Origin of the sequence: Caballeronia sp. PC1 (genome assembly GCF_021353155.1) — a bacterium.
In the GTDB taxonomy this organism is placed as follows: domain Bacteria; phylum Pseudomonadota; class Gammaproteobacteria; order Burkholderiales; family Burkholderiaceae; genus Caballeronia; species Caballeronia cordobensis.
Map to the genome: position 1 here is coordinate 395,321 of NZ_JAJUBH010000002.1, position 17,441 is coordinate 412,761.

Below are 17,441 nucleotides of genomic sequence, written 5' to 3' on the forward strand. Positions count from 1 at the left end.
TTCATCCATCAAACGAGCCAGGACAATGTCGAACGATCACGCCTCCCGCCAGCCCGGCATCATCGAGGAACTGAAGGTTCCCGCCGTCTTCGATCTCGAAGCGGAACGCGAGCGCCGCATTGCGTTTCTCGCCGACTATCTCGAGGCGCAAAAGCTCAGGACCTACGTTCTCGGCATCAGCGGCGGCGTGGATTCGTCCACGGCCGGCCGGCTCGCGCAACTCGCGGTCGAGCGCCTGCGCGCGCGCAACGTCGATGCGCGCTTCATCGCGATGCGTCTGCCCTACGGCGAGCAGCGCGACGAAGCCGATGCGCAGCGCGCGCTCGCCTTCATCCGGCCCGACGAAACGATCACCGTGAACGTGAAGCCCGCCGCCGATGCGATGCGCGAAGCGCTCAAGGCCGGCGAGTTGCTGTTTCGCGACGAACGCCACGAGGATTTCGTGCTCGGCAACATCAAGGCGCGTCAGCGGATGATCGCGCAATACGCGGTGGCCGCGGCGCACGCGGGCATCGTGATCGGCACGGATCACGCCGCGGAATCGCTGATGGGCTTCTACACCAAGTTCGGCGATGGCGGCGCGGACGTGCTGCCGCTTTATGGCCTGAACAAGCGCCGCGTGCGCGCTCTCGCGGAAGCGCTCGGCGCGAGCGTCGAGATATCGAAAAAGGTGCCGACCGCCGACCTCGAGACGCTCACGCCAATGAAGCCCGACGAGGACAGCTACGGCATCAGCTACGAAGACATCGACGACTTCCTCGAAGGCAAGCCGGTGTCGGACCAGGTCTACACGACCGTCTACCGCTTCTACGATGCGACGCATCACAAGCGCGTGCTGCCGATCACGCCCTATGACGACTGGCGCAGACACGCCCTTCGCTGATAGATCCTGTCATCGACGCGCACTCAGCGCTTGTTGCGCGCGGGCACGGCGCGCGCGCCGACGAGGGGATTGAAGGCGGCGCGCTTCGGTTCGGCGGCTGAGGCTTTCTTCGCCGTGCGGGTTTTCGGTTCGGTATCGTTGCCGCTTAACTGGCTCAGCAAGTCTTCGTCGTCTTCGGGCGGGGCTGCTTCCCGCGCGCTTTCCTGCGGCTCGCTGGCAGCAAGATGCCCGACGATCGATATGAAGTCTTTACGCACGCTTTTGAGGCCGCGCGCGGGCATCATCACGAGCACCACGGCTTCCTGCACGCTGTGACCGTCCACGGTTTGCAGCGTGCCTTCCTCGTCCCAGTCGATGCCGCTATCCGCATACGCCGCGACGACGTGATGCAGCACCGCGGGCGACATGACACCGGCATCGTAGAGCGCGACGATCTGCCGTTCCGCGAGCGCGAAGAGGCTCGGCGCGCCCTGCGTCCGTCGAGGCTTTCTCGCGGCCATTCACTTCGAAGCGGGCGTGACCCGCCACACCGTGTTGCCGACATCGTCCGCGACGAGCAGCGCGCCCTTGCCATCGACCGCGACACCGACAGGGCGTCCGAGCGCACGGCCATCCGACGAGAGAAAGCCCGTCAGGATATCTTCGGGCGGACCGGCTGGCTTGCCGTTCTCGAAGGGCACGAAGATGACCTTGTAGCCGCTTCTCGGCTTGCGATTCCACGAGCCATGCTGACCGATGAACGCGCCGTTGCGATAGCGCTCCGCGAACGCGCTGCCGTCGTAGAACGCGAGCCCGAGCGATGCCGTGTGCGCGCCGACCGCGTAATCGGGCGCGATCGCCGCTTGCACGAGATCCGCGCGCTGCGGCTTCACGCGGTCATCGACATGCTGTCCGTAATAGCTATACGGCCAGCCGTAGAACGCGCCGTCTTTCACCGAAGTCAGATAGTCCGGCACGAGTTCGTTGCCCAGTTCGTCGCGCTCGTTCACGACGGTCCAGAGCGCGCCGCTTTGCGGCTGCCATGCCATGCCGTTCGGATTGCGCAGGCCGGAGGCGAACAGGCGCGACTGCTTCGATTCGATATCCACTTCCATGATCGCCGCGCGCCCGTTCTCCGCGTCGATGCCATTCTCGGCGACGTTGCTGTTCGAGCCGACGGTCACGTACAGCTTCTTGCCGTCGCGGCTCGCGATGACGTTCTTGGTCCAGTGATGATTGATATCGCCGGCAGGCAGGTCGATGAGCTTCTCGCCGGGCGTCGTGATTTGAGTCGCGCCGGTTTCGTACTTGAAGCGCACGATCGAATCCGTGTTCGCGACGTAGAGTGCGTCGCCGACCAGCGCCATGCCGAAGGGCGAATGCAGCTTGTCGATGAACACGCTGCGCGTTTCCGCGACGCCGTCGCCATCGGCATCGCGCAACAGGACGATACGGTCCGCGCTCGGCACGGCCGCGCCCGCGCGTTTTTGCATCTTCTTCATCACGAAGCCCTTGATGCCGGCGTTCTCGTCGTGCTTCGCAGGCGCGTTGCTTTCGGCGACGAGCACATCGCCGTTGGGCAGCGTCGCGAGCCAGCGCGGATGATCGAGCGCCGTGCCGAACGCGTTCACGCTGAAGCCTTCGGCAGCCGTGGGCTTTTGTCCTTGCGGCCAGGGTTTTGCCGGCGCGATGTTCACCGTCGGCATCAGCGATTTATGCGGTGCGGGCAGCGTCGGATTCGGGCCGAAGTCCTGCGCGTAATCGTCGGCGATGGCTGCGCCGCTCGCCAGGACCAAAGTGAAGGCCGTCGCCTGCGCGAGTTGCCTGGATCGATTGTTCAAGCGAGCGCTCCTGACGAATGAGAGTTCGACGCCAATGAGAGTTCGACGCGGCCCATTCAACCGCCGCCGATGCCTTGCGTCACGGTGCCTGTGCCGCCGCATGTCTTGCAGTCCGCGCCTTCCATCTTGCCCGAGCCGTTGCAGTCGGGACAGACGTCTTCGCCGCTGCCGGGCGCGCCGGGCTCGGCTTCATCGCCGGGATTGAGTGGAGGTTGTTGGGCCATCGCTGTTTCCTCGCTTCTGAAGCGTTGCAATGCCATGAAGGGAGCAATCAGCGTTCCTCATCGCTTTTGCAAGGCTTGCAGCAGTGTGGAAGTTTTTTCATACGTGCCGCGCGCAGGGGCCTGCAAACCCTTGCTGCGCGGGGCGCTGTTCTGGTACGCACGATGCTTTTACTTTCATGCGGCGCGAGCCGCGGCTTTTACCACTGCAAACGCCGTCGCGCGGATTTCTTCGCCGTACGACGACAAAGCCAGGAGGGACTTTATGAGCGGAAACAAAAAGCAGATGGGCAGTGAACCGTCCAGGCCGAATCAATCGAACGAGTCTCACAGGCAGCACGGACAACAAGAGAAGTCACCGGGGCAATCGCAACAAGGTCAGAAGTCTGGTCAGCGGCAACAGAATCAGCCGCAGCCGCAACATCAGGGCGGCCAGCGTCAACCTTGATCATCCTGGAGTCGTGGCAGTAAGCAACGCGCGCGGTCTCGCCTTCGCGGGGCCGCGCGCGGTCGTCTTCACGGCTTGCGCCCAAACGCTTCGCGCAACCTTTTCTTCGCGCGTTCGAGCGTACTCTTGCGCGACTTCGGCAGATTGCGTCCCGCACGATTGATATAGAAATTGAGCATCGACATCGCCGATTGAAACGGCGAGCCTTTGCGGCGCGTGCTGCGCGTGGAAGATCGCTTGAGTGAATCGGCGATTTCCTGCGCATTGCCGCTCTTGAAGATATCGCGCTGAATATCCATTGCGTCGCTCGTCTCCATCACGTGATGCGACCAGCGGTGCGACGACCGCTCCGGCTTCTTGCGCGCGCCCGCGAGCGCGTGCCTTTGCCGCGTGCTCGGGCGCTTGCCGCTGCCCGTCTTGCTGCTCTTTTTCTTCGATGCCGTTTTGGTAGCTGTTGCCATTATCGTGTCCTGTGATGCGTGACGAGCCGATGCGCCTCGCGCAACGCATCGACGATCGCCTTGTAGGCGCGTTCGCGTGTTTCGGGATCGGGCGCGCGCAACGCGAACGAAGGGTGATACGTCGCGACGATCAGGTTCGACGCCGAGCTGCGGCTGCTTCGTCGCGGCCATGTCAGCCGCTCATGCGTTCGCGATGTGCCGCGCGTCGGCGAGCGTGAGCGGCTCGCGCATCGCTTCGGCAAGGCGGCACACGGCGGCGTCGTGCTCGCATGCGACGACCGCGCCTACGCGGCCGTCCTTCATCAGATAAGCGATGAAATGCTGCGCATCGAGATCACCGTCTATCTCGATGCTGTCGGGCTCCTTCACGTGCCCGAGATAATCGAACGTCTTCTCGTAGTGATAGGTCCAGAAATAGGGCACGCCCACGTATTTGCGCGGGCTGCCCGCCATGTTGTACGCGGCGACGCGCGCATGCTGCTGTGCGACGCGCCAGTGCTCGATGCGCACGCGCTGATCCGAGCGCGGCAGCGCAAAACGCGCGATATCGCCGGCGGCATACAGCGCGGGCGCGGCGAGCATCGTGTCATCGACGGCGATGCCGCCATCGTCGTCGAGCGTCACGCCCGACAGAAACGATGTCGCCGGTCCGACGCCCGTACCGGCGAGCACCACATCGGCCAGGAGCTTCTCGCCCGAATCGAGGATGACTTCGCGCACCGCATTGCCGCCCCGGAATGCGTTCACGCGCGCATTCATATGAAAGCTCACGCCGTTCTTCTCGTGCAGTTTCCTGAACATCTCGCCGATGCGCTCGCCGAACTGTTTCGCGAACGGCACCTTGCCGGGCGCGACGACCGTCACGTCGATATCGCGCTTCCTGAGACAGGACGCCGCTTCGAGCCCGATGAAACTCGCCCCGACGATCACCGCACGCTTGCGCCCTTCGAGCGACTGGAGAATCGCGCGCGCATCCTCGCGCGTGCGTAGTAGATGAACATGGTCGAGATTGGAGCCCGCGATATCGAGCGGCTTCGGCACGCCGCCCGTGCAGACGAGCGCGGCTTCGTAATCGATGCGCTGGCCGTTCGCGAGTTCGGCGTGCCTGTCTCCGGCATCGAGACGAACGGCGTTCGAATCGATGCGCTCGATATCGTGCGTGGCGAAGAAATCCTGATCCAGCAGCGGTGGAACGTCGTCGGGCGGCATGTCGCCCGCGAGCGTGAACTTGCTGAGCGACGTGCGATCGTAAGGCTCGCGCGCGTCGTCGCCCGCAAGCACGATGCGGCTGTCGAAGCCCGCTTCGCGCAATGCCGAACAGGCGGCCGCGCCTGCCGCGCCCGCGCCGACGATCAGCATCGTGCGGTCTTTCGTATGCCGTGTCTCTTTCACCGCGCCGCTGTCGGCGGGCGGCAGGGATACATAGACGTCGCCGTCCCTGATGCTTGCGTCGTAGCGCGTCAATGCCTTCAACGGCGGCGGTTCGACGAGACTGCCGTCGCGAACTTCGAACGTGCCTTTGTGCCACGGACACACGATGCGTCCGTTGCAGATCGCGCCTTCATCGAGCGGGCCGCCCGCGTGGGGACATTCGGCGGTATAAGCGCGCACGGCGTCGCTATCGCGCACGAGCAAGATCGGCGTTTCCTTGGCGTCTTTTGCATCGCTCTTGATGCACACGCGTGTGCCGCGCTCGGCGGAAAGATCCGCGAAACGCGCGACTTTATGCAGGGTGGGGGACATCGCACTCTCCGTTGGCTGAAAGGCCAAGCCATCGAAGAGCGCGAAGCAATTATCGGACCGCGGGACCTTGAAAAAAGCTCAAAGCGCGTCGGTCACTGCGCGCAGGAATTGACGCGTGCGCTCATGCTGCGGCGCGGTGAAGAACTGCTGCGGCGGCGCCTGTTCGATGATCTTGCCTTGTGAAAAGAAGCACACGCGATCGGCGAATTCCTTCGCGAAGCCCATTTGATGCGTGACCATCAGCATCGTCAGGTTATGTTCCTCGCCGAGGCGGCGAATCACGTTAAGCACTTCGCCGCAGAGTTCAGGATCGAGCGCGGACGTCACTTCGTCGAACAGCATGATCTTCGGGCGCATCGCGAGCGCGCGCGCAATCGCAACGCGCTGCTGCTGTCCGCCCGATAGTTGCGACGGATAGTGATTGCATTTCTCCGCCAGGCCGACCATCGAGAGCAGTTCGCGCGCACGCTCGGTCGCTTCCTTCTTCGATAACCCCAATACGCTCATCGGCGCTTCGATGGTATTCGCGAGCGCGGTCATGTGCGGAAACAGATTGAAGCTCTGAAACACCATGCCGATCTTGCTGCGCACCTGCCGCACGTGACGCGGCGAAGCGGGCACGAGCTTGCCGCCGCGCATCTCGTGCGTGAGCGGCTCGCCGTCCACTTCGATGACGCCATCGGTCAGCGGATCGAGCGTCATCAAGACGCGCAGCAGCGTGGACTTGCCCGAGCCGCTCGGCCCGATGATCGCCACTTTCTCGTTGGGCGCGACATCGAGATCGAGGCCGTCGAGCACGGTCAGCGCGCCATAGCGCTTCGTGACATTGCGAAAGCGCACGATTGCCGCGTTGGCCTGCGCTTCGGCCGCCGCGCTCAGGCGCGGGTCGAGGTCTCGCTTCATGTGCTGCTCCTGAATGTGGGTGGCGGTCATGGCAGCCTCACGCGCCGTTCGACATGACGCACGCCCGAGGCGAACGTCACGCTGATGATGAGAAAGAAGATGCCGGTCATCGTGATCGGTTCGAGATAGCGGAAGGTCTCGGAGCCGATGTTCTTCGCCTGCTGCATCAGTTCGACGACCGTGATCGCGGAGAGCACGGGCGTGTCCTTGAACATCGCGACGAGATAGTTGCCGAGCGCGGGAATCACTGGGCGAATCGCCTGCGGCAGAATCACGCCGGTATACGTGCGCCACGGCGAGATCGACAGCGCGCACGATGCTTCCCACTGTCCGCGCGCGACACCGTTGAGCCCTGCGCGATAGACCTCGGAGACATAACACGCATAGTGCACCGCGATGCCGAGCGTGCCCGCCGTCAGCGCGGACATGGTGAAGCCGTAGAGCGGCGCGACATAGAAGAGCACGTACACCTGAATCAGCAGCGGCGTGCTGCGGATGAACTCGATGAAGAACGCAGTGGTCTTCGCGAGCGGCGCGAAATCGCTGCGCCGCATGATCGCGAGCACGAGGCCGAGCACGAGCGCGATCGCGAAACCGACCAGCGTGATGCCGATCGTGTACATGGCCGCGCGCGCGAGTTCGGGCAGGATATGCAGCGCGTAATTCACATCGAAGAGCTGGCCGAGCGATGTCATGATGCGGCTCCCTGAGGCGTGCGGCTGATCTTGCGGATCGCGACATGACTGCTCACGCGGCGCTCGAACACACGCATCACGGCGACGATGATCTGCGCCAGCACGAAGTAGATGAGCAGCGTGAGCCCGAAGACTTCGGCCGTCTTGAACGTCGCTTCGTCGAGCTGGCGCGCGCGGAACGTGAGATCCGAGAGCGTGATCAGCGAGACGAGCGAGGTGCCCTTGAGCAGTTCGATCATCAGGTTCGTGGCGGGCGGCAGCGCATTGATCATCGCCTGCGGCAGCACGATACGGCGCAGCCGCGCGGCCGCCGGCATGTTCAGTGCGAGCGCCGCTTCATACTGGCCGCCCGGCACCGAGCGCAGCGCGCCGCGCAGAATCTCCGAGCCGTATGCGCCGTAATGCAGCCCCAGTCCGACGATGGCGACCGTGAAGGGCGTCAGCTTCACATCGAACGGCGGCAGCGGCAGCACGAAGAAGAGCCAGAACAACTGCACGAGCAGGGACGTGCCGCGGAACACTTCGACATACACGTTGCCGGCCCAGCGCACGAGACGGTAGGGCGCGGCGCGCAACGCCGTCGCGACGCCCGCCATCACGATCGCCAGCACGATGCTGATGACGGCGATCTGGATCGTGACGAGCGTGCCCTTCATCATCAAGGGCAGAAGCTGATTGAGGTCACTCATGACGGTTCCTCGCTATTTGATGGACGCCGCGCGTCGCCAAGCGCCGATGTTCAGCCGGCACACAGTTCGGGCGCTTTCTTCGTCGTCACGTTGGACTTGTCGAAGCCGAAGGGCGCGACCGTCTTCAGGTGATCGTCGGTGCCCAGCCATTGATGAAGTTCCTTGTTCACGGCGTCGCGCAGATCGGTGTCTTCGGGGCGGAATGCGAGCGCGCCGTAGCCCGTGTGTTTCGGATCGTCGTTGAACTGGCTGATCGCTTCGACCTGCGGGCCGCCCTTCGCGGCGAGTCCCTTCATCGTCAGCGCGGTGCCGACGGCGGCATCGGCGCGGCGCGCGCGCACGGCCTGCAATTGCGCGGTCGTGTCCGGAACCTGAAGGATCTGGTCATCCTTGATGCCCGCCTGACGTGCATAACCGAGTTCGGCCGTCCCTGCCATCACAGCAAGTTTCGTGTCCGGTTGCTTCGCGACATCGGCGTAGCTGTGCAGGTTCTTCGGGTTGCCCTTCATCGTCAGCAGCGTGTCGGGAATCTGATATTGCGGATCGGCGAAAGCGACCTGCTTGCAGCGCTCGGGCGTGATGTACATGCCCGCCGCGATCACGTCGAAGCGGCCGGCCTTCAGGCCCGGAATCAGCGCGCCCCATTCGGTCAGCACCGCATCGACCTTTTTCACGCCGAGCTTCGCGAACACTTTCTTCGCGATCTCCGGCGATTCGCCGGTCACGGTGCCATCCGGCGTCGTGTAGGCGAAGGGCGTTTCGTTCGCATAGCCGATGCGCACCTCGCCGGTGCGCTGAATGCGCTGCAGCGTGGTTTCCGCGCTTGCGCTCGTGGCATAGGCAGCAAGGCTCGCTGCCGCGACGCACGCCGCTGCCAGCAGTCCAGACAGTCGCTTCGTGTTCATATCGTTCCCGTATTGATGGTTCTTCAAGCGTGGTCGAATAGGGCGAGGAAATGCGCGAGAGACCGAGGAAAACCCTGACTCCAGAGGGCTTTGACGCCTCACGCCGCACAGCCACCGACGCAGAATACAAAGCCATATATTTGTTCCGATTGCTCTAGGACAATTATTTTCACGCGCGTTTTTGCGCCACTATTGCGCAAGGAACCAGGCAAGCGAGGAGCAGGACGTGAACGAACGATGGCGCGACGCCGTGCGCACGGTGCAGGGCGTGCAGTCCAAATACAAGCGGCTCGTCAAGGCGATGGCCGCCGATATCGAAAGCGGCGCGCTGGCCTCGGGCGAGCGCTTGCCGCCGCAACGCGCGGTGGCAGCAGATCTCGCGATCAGCGTGCAGACCGTCACCAACGCCTACAAGGAACTCGAAAGGCAAGGGCTGATCCGCTGCGAAGTGGGGCGCGGCAGCTTCGTGTCCGCGCGCGTGACCGAGACGATGTCCAACTACATGCTCGATACGGCCGAGCGCTCCGTCGTCGATTTCTCGATCGCGCGCATCGTGCATACGCCCGAGCACGACGCGATGTGGCGCAAGGTCTGCGCGACGCTATCGACGATAGAAGATCAGCCGTGGATACGCGCATTCAGGCCGATCGCGGGCTTCGACAGTCATCGGCAGGCGGGCGTGGAATGGCTTGCGTCGCTGAACATGCCTGCGAAGGTGGAGACGCTGCTCGTCACCAATGGCGTTGCGCATAGCATTTTTCTCGCGCTCGCGAGCATCGTCGGTCCCGGCGATACGGTGCTGTGCGAAAGCCTCACCGACCACGGCGTGATCGGCTCGGCGAACGTGCTGGGGTTTACGCTCAAAGGTCTGGAAATAGACGAGCACGGCATTCGCCCGGAACACTTCGAGGAAGTCTGCGACAGCGAACGCGTGAGCGCGCTCGTCTGCACGCCGACGCTGAACAATCCGACCGTCGCGATGATGCCCGATTCGCGCCGCCGCGCGATTGCGCGCATTGCCGAGCGCTATGGCGTCTATGTGATCGAAGACGATGTCTATGGCGCGCTGCCCGCGAAAACGCAGACGCCGATTGCGAGCCTCATTCCCGAGCTCGCGTTCTATTGCACGAGCATGACCAAGTCCGTGCTGAGCGGCTTGCGCACCGGCTTCATGACGGTGCCGCGCCGTCTCGCGTTGCGCGCGGAAAGCGTGCTGCGCGTGAGCTGCTGGATGGCGACATCGCCGATCGCCGAAGTCACCGCGCGCTGGATCATGGACGGCACGGCGCAGCGTCTCGTGCAGATCCAGCGCGAGCGTCTTGCCGCGCGGCAGAGCGTCGTGCGCGAACTGCTCGGCGATTACGTGCTCGGCAGTCATCCGAATGCGCTCTCCGTATGGCTGCGCGTGCCGGATGAATGGGAAGCCGAACGCATCACGCGCGAGCTGCGCAACCGGAACATCGCGGTGACATCGCCCGATCCGTTTCTCGTGCGCGGTGCGGAACGGCCCAATGCCGTGCGTCTTTGCGTGGGCGCGGAAGTGGGCGAGAGCACCTTTCGCGCGGCCGTGCAGACGATGCGCGAAGTATTCGGCCAATACCCGCACGTGCACGATTTCAATTAGATCGGCGCGATTGAACTAGGACAATCGAAAACGATTTTTTAGGACATTAGACTGGTTTGCATCGTTACCTGAACATGCAATCCGGTCTCACATGTCCGCTCTCACGCTCGCCGATGTCTACCGTGCCCGCCAACGCATCGAAGGGCGCGCGCTCGTCACGCCGCTCGTCCAGTCGATGGCGCTCTCGCGTGCCGCGGGCGTGCCGGTTCATCTGAAGCTCGAAACGTTGCAACCCACCGGCAGCTTCAAACTGCGCGGCGCGACCAATGCGCTTGCGCAGATTGCCGAAGCGGGATGCACGCGCGTGGTTACAGCATCGACGGGCAATCATGGCCGCGCCGTTGCGCATGCGGCCCGCGCGCTCGGCATCGAAGCGGCGGTGTGCATGTCGTCGCTCGTGCCGAAAAACAAGGTCGATGCCGTGGCCGCGCTCGGCGCGCGTGTCGTGATTGCGGGCAAGAGCCAGGACGATGCGCAGGTCGAAGCGCAACGTCTCGTGCGCGAGGAAGGCTATGCCTTCGTGCCGCCCTTCGACGACGAACGCGTGATCGCGGGACAGGGCACTATCGGCCTCGAAATTCTCGAAGCCCTGCCCGATCCGGCGAGCATCGTCGTGCCCTTGTCGGGCGGCGGACTCTTCAGCGGCGTCGCATTCGCTGCGAAGCACATTCGCCGCGACGTGAAGATGATCGGCGTGTCGATGGAGCGCGGCGCCGCGATGCACGCGAGTCTTGCGGCCGGCAAACCCGTGTTCGTCGATGAACTCGAAACGCTCGCCGATTCGCTCGGCGGCGGCATCGGCCTCGATAACCGGCATACCTTCACCATGACGCGCGATCTCATCGACGACGTCGTGCTGCTCGATGAAGTATCGATCGCGCGCGGCATCGTGCATGCGTATCGCGAGGAGCGGCTCGTCGTCGAAGGTGCGGCGGCGGTCGGCATGGCGGCGCTGCTCGATGGCGCGATCGAAACGCAGGGCGGGCCGATCGTCATCGTCGTGAGCGGCAGCAACATCGATATCGAAACACATCGTCGCCTGATCGGAGCGGCCTAACTTCATGTCCAACATCGACACTTCCACCGTTTTGCTCGGGCAGGCGCAATTGCGCAAGCTCGTGCCGCTCGACCTCGACGCGATCGAGCAAGTCGAAGCCGCGTTCAAGTCGCTCGCGACCGAAGCCGTTGCGATGCCGCCGATTTTGCGTCTCGACATTCCCGAGCACGCCGGCGAAGTCGATGTAAAAACCGCTTATTTGCCGCGCTTTCCGAGCTTCGCGATCAAGGTGAGTCCGGGCTTCTTCGACAATCCGTCGCTCGGCCTGCCGAGTCTGAATGGCCTGATGCTGGTGCTGTCGGTGCGCACGGGCCTTACGGAAGCGGTGTTGCTCGATAACGGTTATCTCACCGCGGTGCGCACGGCAGCGGCGGGCGCGGTCGCATCGCGCTGGCTTTCGCGCAAGGACGCCAAGCGCGTCGCGATCATCGGCGCGGGCGAGCAGGCGCGCTTGCAACTGAAGGCCTTGCGTCTCGTGCGCGATATCGATCATGTGACGGTGTGGGCGCGCGAGCGCGATCGCGCAGTGCAGTTCGCGCGCGAATGCGACGGCATCGATTGCGATGTCGCGGATAGCGTGAGCAGTGCGCTGAAGCGTGCCGACATCGCGGTCACGACGACGCCGAGTCGCGAGCCTTTGATTCATGCGCGCGATCTGCATCCCGGCCTGCATATCACGGCGATGGGATCGGATGCCGAGCACAAGAACGAAATCGCGCCGGACGTGTTCGCGAGAGCGCGCTACGTCTGCGACCGCCTGCAGCAAGTGCGCGTGCTGGGCGAACTGCATCACGCGATCGAGGCAGGCGTGATCGATGCCGGTGCGTCGTTCGCCGAACTCGGGCAAGTGATCGCGCAACAGGCGCCCGGCCGCACGAACGACGACGAAGTGACCGTGTGCGATCTCACCGGCACGGGCGCGCAGGACACCGCGATTGCAACGTTAGCGATTCAGCGTGCGCGCGCGGCCAAGGCAGGAACCATTTTCCACAACGATGTGACCGCTTGATAGAGGGGACGATGTCCGAAATCATGCAAGACAAGAAAGGCGAGGCGCCTGTGGTACGCCTGCCGTTCGAGCGCAGCGAATACGACGCACGTATTGCGAAGACGCGGCGCGCGATGGAGAAGGCGGGCGTCGATCTGTTGATCGTGACCGATCCGACCAACATGGCGTGGCTCACGGGCTATGACGGCTGGTCCTTCTACGTACACCAGTGCGTGCTGCTCGCGATGGACGGCGAGCCGGTCTGGTACGGTCGCGGCCAGGATGCGAACGGGGCGAAGCGCACGGTATTCATGAAGCACGAGAATATCATCGGGTATCCTGATCATTACGTGCAATCGACGCTGCGCCATCCGATGGACTATCTCTCCACCGAAGTGATCGCCGCGCGCGGCTGGAATGGCAAGCGCATCGGCGTGGAGATGGATAACTACTACTTCAGCGCGAAGGCGTATGCGTCGCTGACGCAGCATCTTCCGGACGCGAAGTTCGTCGATGCGACCGCGCTCGTCAACTGGCAGCGTGCGGTGAAGTCGCCGCGCGAGATCGAATACATGCGCGTGGCTGCGCGTATCGTCGAAAAGATGCATGCGCGCATTCTCGACAAGGTCGAGCCGGGCATGAAGAAAAGCGATCTCGTCGCGCAGATTTACGAAGCGGGCATCACGGGCGTGGAAGGCTACGGCGGCGATTATCCCGCCATCGTGCCGCTGCTGCCGACCGGTTCCGATGCCGCTGCGCCGCATCTCACATGGGACGACTCGGCCTTCACCGCGAACGCGGGCACGTTCTTCGAAATCGCGGGATGCTTCAAGCGTTATCACTGCCCGCTCTCACGCACGGTGTATCTCGGACGCCCGCCGCAGCATTTCATCGAAGGCGAGAAGGCGGTGGTCGAAGGCATCGAAGCGGGTCTTGCGATGGCGAAGCCGGGCAACAAGACCGAGGATATCGCCAATGCGTTCTTCGCGGTGCTGGCCAAGTTCGGCATCGAAAAGAACAGCCGTTGCGGTTATCCGATCGGGGCGAGTTATCCGCCGGACTGGGGCGAGCGCACGATGAGCCTGCGTCCGGGGGACAAGACCGTCCTCGAACCCGGCATGACGTTTCACTTCATGCCGGGGCTGTGGCTCGACGACTGGGGCCTCGAAATCACGGAGAGCATCCTGATTACGGATACCGGCGTCGAGACCTTTTGCAACACGCCTCGAAAACTGTTCGTGAAGGAGTAACACGATGCGCGCGTCACCGATCAGCCCGACCGTCGATTTCGACGCCGAAGGCGTTCAGCACGGCTTTCTGAAACTGCCGTACTCGCGCAACGATTCCGCCTGGGGCGCCGTGATGATTCCGGTCACCGTGATCAAGCACGGCGACGGACCCACCGCGCTGCTCACGGGCGGCAATCACGGCGACGAATACGAAGGGCCGATCGCGCTGGCGAAGCTCGCATCGACGTTGAAGGCGGGCGACGTGAACGGCCGCGTGATCATCGTGCCGTTCATGAACTACCCGGCGTTTCGCGCGGGCGCGCGCACCTCGCCGATCGATGCGGGCAACCTGAATCGCAGCTTTCCCGGCAAGCCGGACGGCACGGTGACGGAGAAGATCGCGGATTACTTCCAGCGTCATTTGCTGCCGCTCGCCGATTACGTGCTCGATATTCACGCGGGCGGCCGTACGCTCGATTTCCTGCCGTTCGCGGCGATACACGTGCTCGACGACGCGACACAGCAATCGCGCTGCGAAGCCGCGATGCGCGCATTTGGCGCGCCGTATTCGATGCGCATGCTCGAACTCGACAGCATCGGGCTTTACGACAGCGCGGCGGAAGAAGCGGGCAAGGTATTCGTATCGACGGAACTGGGCGGCGGCGGATCGTCGACGGCGAAGAGCGTGGCGATCGCGGAGCGCGGCGTGTATGGCTTTCTGGCTTATGCGGGCATCATCGAGAAATCGGTGGTGCAGGGCGAAGCGCGCACGACGACGCTGCTCGATATGCCCGATGGTTCGTGTTACACCACGAGCGAGCATACGGGGCTGCTCGAAATGTGCCGCGATCTCGGCGATAGCGTGAAGGCCGGCGACGTGCTCGCGCGCGTGTACGACATTGCGCGCACGGGCGAGCCTGCGATCGAGTATCGTGCGAAGCGTGATGGACTGCTTGCGGCGCGGCATTTTCCGGGCCTCGTGCAGACGGGCGATACCGTGGCTGTCGTGGCGGATATCGTCGAACGCAACATTGCCGTGAGCGTATAAGTTGATCAAGCTCGACCGCTACGATCTGGCCATTCTGCGCATCCTTGCGCGGGATGGCCGCATTACGAAATCGCGCCTGGCCGAAGAGGTGAATCTTTCCATCTCGCCGGCGTGGGAGCGTGTGAAGAAACTCGAAGACAGCGGACTGATACGCGGCTATCGCGCGGATATCGATTGGGCGGCGGCTTTCAAGGGCAGCCGTATCGTCGTTGAGGTGACGCTTTCGCGTCATACCGCGCAGGATATGCGGCGATTCGAGGAACGGGTTTTAGGGGCTTCCGAAATTGTGCAGTGTTATGCCACTGGTGGCGGGGTGGATTATGTGCTGCATGTCGTGGCGCGGGATATCGATCATTATCAAAGGTTCATCGATTCGCTGCTCGTCGAGGAGTTGGGGATTGAGAGGTACTTTACTTATATTGTGACTAAGATCGTGAAGGACTTTGGCGAGGGGGCGCCGGAGTGGGGGGATAGCTTCGGTTGATTTTTGCGTTGAACTTGTTTTCTTGTCGGTCTATTAGCACTGCCCCTCCCCGGGGCGGGGGTAACTTTCTTTGCTGCTGCAAAGAAAGTCACCAAAGAAAGCAGCTCTCTCACCGCCCGCGGTCACACGCACGTTGGCCATTTTTCTCCTCGGAGAACGGCCCTCGCCTAACGAGTGCCCCCATAGGCCCAATCGGGCTTGGATCGCGCACGATCCGTCACGTCGCACCACACAACAAACTGGTACAGCCATTTCAAGCTCCAGCCCGCTTCGCGGCCGATGGGTCAATCGGGTATGCGTGCGCGCTCGCCTTCCGTTGGTTTCCCTTGCATACCCAGCGGCAGCGCGCAGCGCTGTGCCGAAGCTATTTCGTGCTGCACCAGTGCGCTCAAAGTTATGGTTTGTCAGACCGTGCGCGATCCAAGCCCGGTTGGGACTCTGAGGGCACTCTTTAGGCGAGGGCCGTTCCCGGAGGAGAAAAATGGCCAACGTGCGTGTGACCGCGGGCGGTGAGAAGGCTGCTTTCTTTGGTGACTTTCTTTGCAGCAGCAAAGAAAGTTACCCCCGCCCCGGGGAGGGGCAGTGCTAATAGACCAACACGAATACAAGCTTCCAGAAAAGCCAAACCAAAACACCGAACCAAACAGAAAAAACACCAACCTCACACCGCAATAACAAAAAACCCAAACCCCAAAACGTCCATAAACTGACAAACATCGAATCAACTAAAGCGAAAACGCAAGGAGACGACCATGCTTCTAGGCCATCCCGTCCTGTTCAAATCCCTCTGCTATGTCGACGGCCGCTGGATCCACAGCGACAGCGCCGCCTCCATCGCCGTGACGAACCCCGCGGATCAAAACGTCATCGGCCATGTCCCGATGCTCGACAAGGCGCAAATCAAAAGCTCGATCGATGCCGCCGACCGCGCCTTCCAGTCATGGCGCTGGATGCCGCAGCAAAAACGCAGCGCACTGCTGCTTCGCTGGCATGAACTGATCATGCGTCATCAGTCCGATCTGGCGGGCATTCTGTCGCTCGAACAAGGCAAGCCGCTCGCCGAGTCGAAAGGGGAAATCGCCTACGCGGCAAGCTTCGTCGAATGGTTCGCGAACGAAGCAAAGCGTCTCTCGGGCCGCACGATTCCCACGCATATCGACGGCGCGCATCTCGGCACCATCATGGAACCCGTCGGGGTCGCGGCGCTCATCACGCCCTGGAATTTCCCCGTCGCAATGATCACGCGCAAGGCCGCGGCGGCCATCGCCGCAGGCTGCACGGTGGTCGTCAAGCCCGCGCACGAAACGCCTTTCTCCGCGATCGCGCTCGCACAACTCGCGGAAGAAGCAGGCTTCCCGCCGGGCGTGTTCAACGTCGTGATCGGCGAGCCGCACATGGCGATGGAAACGCTCGTGAGCGATACGCGCGTGCGCGCCGTCAGCTTCACAGGCTCGACGCGCGTCGGCAATCTCGTCGCGCAAACGGCAGCGCAATCGGGTATCAAGAAGGTGGCGCTCGAACTGGGCGGCAATGCGCCCTTCATCGTCACGGAAGATGCCGACCTGGAACAGGCCGTGCGCGTGGCAGTGGGCGCGAAGTTCCAGACGTCCGGTCAGGATTGCTGCGCCGCGAACCGCATTCTGGTTGCGCGTCCGCTCTACGAGCAATTCGTCGAACGCTATACGGAAGCGGTCAAGGCACTCAAAGTAGGCACTGCCTTCGAAGCGAATGTCGATGTCGGTCCGCTCATGCATCAGGCTGCATTCGATTCGACCGTGGCACGCATCGACGACGCGAAAGCGCAAGGCGCGCGCATCACCGTCGGCGGCAAGGCGCATGCGCTCGGCGGCTGGTTTTATGAACCGACCGTCGTCGCCGATGCCAAACCCGGCATGCGTATTTACGACGAAGAGAACTTCGCGCCGATCTCCGCGATTTCCCCGTTCGATACGCTCGACGAAGCCGTGATGCGCGCCAACGACACCGAATACGGCCTCGCCGCGTATATCTGCGCGACGCGCATCGACACGATCTTTCAACTCGTGCGCCGCCTCGATTTCGCGATGGTGTCGGTCAATGGCGTGAAATTCACCGGCGCGCCGATTCCTTTCGGCGGCATGAAGGCATCGGGTCTCGGCCGCGAAGGCGGTGCGGAAGGCTTCGAGCCTTTCGTCGAAACGAAATACTTCTGCCTCGGCAATCTCGGCCTGCCGCTCACGAGCGCGGCCTGAAAGCACTATCCT

The 17,441-nt window shown here is 62.9% G+C and carries 18 protein-coding genes and 1 pseudogene; 9 read left to right on the forward strand and 10 right to left on the reverse strand.

The window, feature by feature from the left end:
* The first annotated feature begins 25 nt into the window (after positions 1-25).
* On the forward strand, positions 26-883 hold the full coding sequence (gene nadE, locus LY284_RS17560; RefSeq protein ID WP_233387450.1) for an ammonia-dependent NAD(+) synthetase: 858 nt from the start codon (positions 26-28) through the stop codon (positions 881-883).
* A gap of 23 nt (positions 884-906) precedes the next feature.
* On the opposite strand, the gene LY284_RS17565 is transcribed toward nadE, so the two are convergent.
* The 3 genes from LY284_RS17565 to LY284_RS17575 all read right to left on the reverse strand — a co-directional run bounded on the left by LY284_RS17565 (position 907) and on the right by LY284_RS17575 (position 2,927).
* Positions 907-1,383 carry a hypothetical protein gene (locus LY284_RS17565; RefSeq protein ID WP_233387451.1) on the reverse strand — a complete coding sequence of 159 codons (477 nt, stop codon included), beginning with the start codon at positions 1,381-1,383 and terminating at the stop codon, positions 907-909.
* Positions 1,384-2,658 carry a sorbosone dehydrogenase family protein gene (locus LY284_RS17570; protein ID WP_233388363.1) on the reverse strand — a complete coding sequence of 425 codons (1,275 nt, stop codon included), beginning with the start codon at positions 2,656-2,658 and terminating at the stop codon, positions 1,384-1,386.
* 101 nt (positions 2,659-2,759) lie between these two features.
* Entirely contained in the window at positions 2,760-2,927 is a 168-nt protein-coding gene (locus LY284_RS17575) for a hypothetical protein (protein WP_233387452.1), read from the reverse strand.
* A 34-nt stretch (positions 2,928-2,961) separates the two neighbouring features.
* Between LY284_RS17575 and LY284_RS17580 the strand changes: the two genes are divergently transcribed.
* Positions 2,962-3,372: a hypothetical protein gene (locus LY284_RS17580; RefSeq protein ID WP_233387453.1), complete on the forward strand. Its 411-nt coding sequence runs from the start codon at positions 2,962-2,964 to the stop codon at positions 3,370-3,372.
* A 68-nt stretch (positions 3,373-3,440) separates the two neighbouring features.
* Here LY284_RS17580 and LY284_RS17585 read toward each other — a convergent pair whose 3' ends face one another.
* The 7 genes and pseudogenes from LY284_RS17585 to ehuB all read right to left on the reverse strand — a co-directional run bounded on the left by LY284_RS17585 (position 3,441) and on the right by ehuB (position 8,768).
* Positions 3,441-3,833 carry a DUF3175 domain-containing protein gene (locus LY284_RS17585; protein WP_233387454.1) on the reverse strand — a complete coding sequence of 131 codons (393 nt, stop codon included), beginning with the start codon at positions 3,831-3,833 and terminating at the stop codon, positions 3,441-3,443.
* Positions 3,833-3,961 (reverse strand): annotated as a pseudogene (locus LY284_RS17590) (uracil-DNA glycosylase); the annotation flags it as partial. The gene LY284_RS17585 and the pseudogene LY284_RS17590, both read right to left, overlap by 1 nt.
* Positions 3,962-4,013: 52 nt before the next feature.
* Positions 4,014-5,576 carry an FAD-dependent oxidoreductase gene (locus tag LY284_RS17595; RefSeq protein WP_233387455.1) on the reverse strand — a complete coding sequence of 521 codons (1,563 nt, stop codon included), beginning with the start codon at positions 5,574-5,576 and terminating at the stop codon, positions 4,014-4,016.
* 78 nt (positions 5,577-5,654) lie between these two features.
* Positions 5,655-6,509 carry an ectoine/hydroxyectoine ABC transporter ATP-binding protein EhuA gene (ehuA, locus tag LY284_RS17600; RefSeq protein WP_375294265.1) on the reverse strand — a complete coding sequence of 285 codons (855 nt, stop codon included), beginning with the start codon at positions 6,507-6,509 and terminating at the stop codon, positions 5,655-5,657.
* Complete coding sequence (gene ehuD, locus LY284_RS17605; RefSeq protein WP_014250611.1) at positions 6,506-7,174, reverse strand: ectoine/hydroxyectoine ABC transporter permease subunit EhuD; 669 nt, start codon at positions 7,172-7,174, stop codon at positions 6,506-6,508. Before ehuD ends, ehuA begins: the two co-directional genes overlap by 4 nt.
* Positions 7,171-7,863 (reverse strand): ectoine/hydroxyectoine ABC transporter permease subunit EhuC, encoded by a 693-nt coding sequence (gene ehuC, locus LY284_RS17610; protein ID WP_014250612.1) that lies wholly within the window; start codon positions 7,861-7,863, stop codon positions 7,171-7,173. Before ehuC ends, ehuD begins: the two co-directional genes overlap by 4 nt.
* 50 nt (positions 7,864-7,913) lie before the next feature.
* The gene (gene ehuB, locus LY284_RS17615; RefSeq protein WP_041731560.1) at positions 7,914-8,768 is read right to left on the reverse strand and encodes an ectoine/hydroxyectoine ABC transporter substrate-binding protein EhuB; all 855 of its coding nucleotides are present in this window, start codon (positions 8,766-8,768) and stop codon (positions 7,914-7,916) included.
* Between the two features lie 226 nt (positions 8,769-8,994).
* Between ehuB and LY284_RS17620 the strand changes: the two genes are divergently transcribed.
* The 7 genes from LY284_RS17620 (at position 8,995) to LY284_RS17650 (ending at position 17,429) form a co-directional block, all read left to right on the forward strand.
* Positions 8,995-10,392, forward strand: a complete 1,398-nt coding sequence (locus LY284_RS17620; protein WP_233387456.1) for a PLP-dependent aminotransferase family protein — start codon at positions 8,995-8,997, stop codon at positions 10,390-10,392.
* Between the two features lie 91 nt (positions 10,393-10,483).
* Complete coding sequence (gene eutB, locus LY284_RS17625; protein WP_233387457.1) at positions 10,484-11,449, forward strand: hydroxyectoine utilization dehydratase EutB; 966 nt, start codon at positions 10,484-10,486, stop codon at positions 11,447-11,449.
* A 4-nt stretch (positions 11,450-11,453) separates the two neighbouring features.
* On the forward strand, positions 11,454-12,458 hold the full coding sequence (locus tag LY284_RS17630) for a cyclodeaminase (RefSeq protein ID WP_233387458.1): 1,005 nt from the start codon (positions 11,454-11,456) through the stop codon (positions 12,456-12,458).
* An 11-nt stretch (positions 12,459-12,469) separates the two neighbouring features.
* Positions 12,470-13,687, forward strand: a complete 1,218-nt coding sequence (gene doeA, locus LY284_RS17635) for an ectoine hydrolase DoeA (protein WP_233387459.1) — start codon at positions 12,470-12,472, stop codon at positions 13,685-13,687.
* A gap of 4 nt (positions 13,688-13,691) precedes the next feature.
* Positions 13,692-14,714 (forward strand): N(2)-acetyl-L-2,4-diaminobutanoate deacetylase DoeB, encoded by a 1,023-nt coding sequence (gene doeB / locus LY284_RS17640; RefSeq protein WP_233387460.1) that lies wholly within the window; start codon positions 13,692-13,694, stop codon positions 14,712-14,714.
* A 1-nt stretch (position 14,715) separates the two neighbouring features.
* Positions 14,716-15,198 (forward strand): Lrp/AsnC family transcriptional regulator, encoded by a 483-nt coding sequence (locus LY284_RS17645; protein WP_233387461.1) that lies wholly within the window; start codon positions 14,716-14,718, stop codon positions 15,196-15,198.
* Positions 15,199-15,950: 752 nt separating this feature from the next.
* Positions 15,951-17,429 carry an NAD-dependent succinate-semialdehyde dehydrogenase gene (locus LY284_RS17650; RefSeq protein WP_233387462.1) on the forward strand — a complete coding sequence of 493 codons (1,479 nt, stop codon included), beginning with the start codon at positions 15,951-15,953 and terminating at the stop codon, positions 17,427-17,429.
* The last annotated feature ends 12 nt before the right edge of the window (positions 17,430-17,441 follow it).

What these genes read in the sequence shown, in the direction of transcription:
- doeA (WP_233387459.1), top strand. Translation starts at nt 12,470, where the DNA reads ATGTCCGAAATCATGCAAGACAAGAAAGGCGAGGCGCCTGTGGTACGC.
- doeB (WP_233387460.1), top strand. Translation starts at nt 13,692, where the DNA reads ATGCGCGCGTCACCGATCAGCCCGACCGTCGATTTCGACGCCGAAGGC.
- ehuB (WP_041731560.1), bottom strand. Translation starts at nt 8,768, where the DNA reads ATGAACACGAAGCGACTGTCTGGACTGCTGGCAGCGGCGTGCGTCGCG.
- LY284_RS17595 (WP_233387455.1), bottom strand. Translation starts at nt 5,576, where the DNA reads ATGTCCCCCACCCTGCATAAAGTCGCGCGTTTCGCGGATCTTTCCGCC.
- ehuA (WP_375294265.1), bottom strand. Translation starts at nt 6,509, where the DNA reads ATGACCGCCACCCACATTCAGGAGCAGCACATGAAGCGAGACCTCGAC.
- LY284_RS17575 (WP_233387452.1), bottom strand. Translation starts at nt 2,927, where the DNA reads ATGGCCCAACAACCTCCACTCAATCCCGGCGATGAAGCCGAGCCCGGC.
- ehuD (WP_014250611.1), bottom strand. Translation starts at nt 7,174, where the DNA reads ATGACATCGCTCGGCCAGCTCTTCGATGTGAATTACGCGCTGCATATC.
- LY284_RS17580 (WP_233387453.1), top strand. Translation starts at nt 2,962, where the DNA reads ATGAAGGGAGCAATCAGCGTTCCTCATCGCTTTTGCAAGGCTTGCAGC.
- LY284_RS17650 (WP_233387462.1), top strand. Translation starts at nt 15,951, where the DNA reads ATGCTTCTAGGCCATCCCGTCCTGTTCAAATCCCTCTGCTATGTCGAC.
- LY284_RS17565 (WP_233387451.1), bottom strand. Translation starts at nt 1,383, where the DNA reads ATGGCCGCGAGAAAGCCTCGACGGACGCAGGGCGCGCCGAGCCTCTTC.
- nadE (WP_233387450.1), top strand. Translation starts at nt 26, where the DNA reads ATGTCGAACGATCACGCCTCCCGCCAGCCCGGCATCATCGAGGAACTG.
- eutB (WP_233387457.1), top strand. Translation starts at nt 10,484, where the DNA reads ATGTCCGCTCTCACGCTCGCCGATGTCTACCGTGCCCGCCAACGCATC.
- ehuC (WP_014250612.1), bottom strand. Translation starts at nt 7,863, where the DNA reads ATGAGTGACCTCAATCAGCTTCTGCCCTTGATGATGAAGGGCACGCTC.
- LY284_RS17630 (WP_233387458.1), top strand. Translation starts at nt 11,454, where the DNA reads ATGTCCAACATCGACACTTCCACCGTTTTGCTCGGGCAGGCGCAATTG.
- LY284_RS17585 (WP_233387454.1), bottom strand. Translation starts at nt 3,833, where the DNA reads ATGGCAACAGCTACCAAAACGGCATCGAAGAAAAAGAGCAGCAAGACG.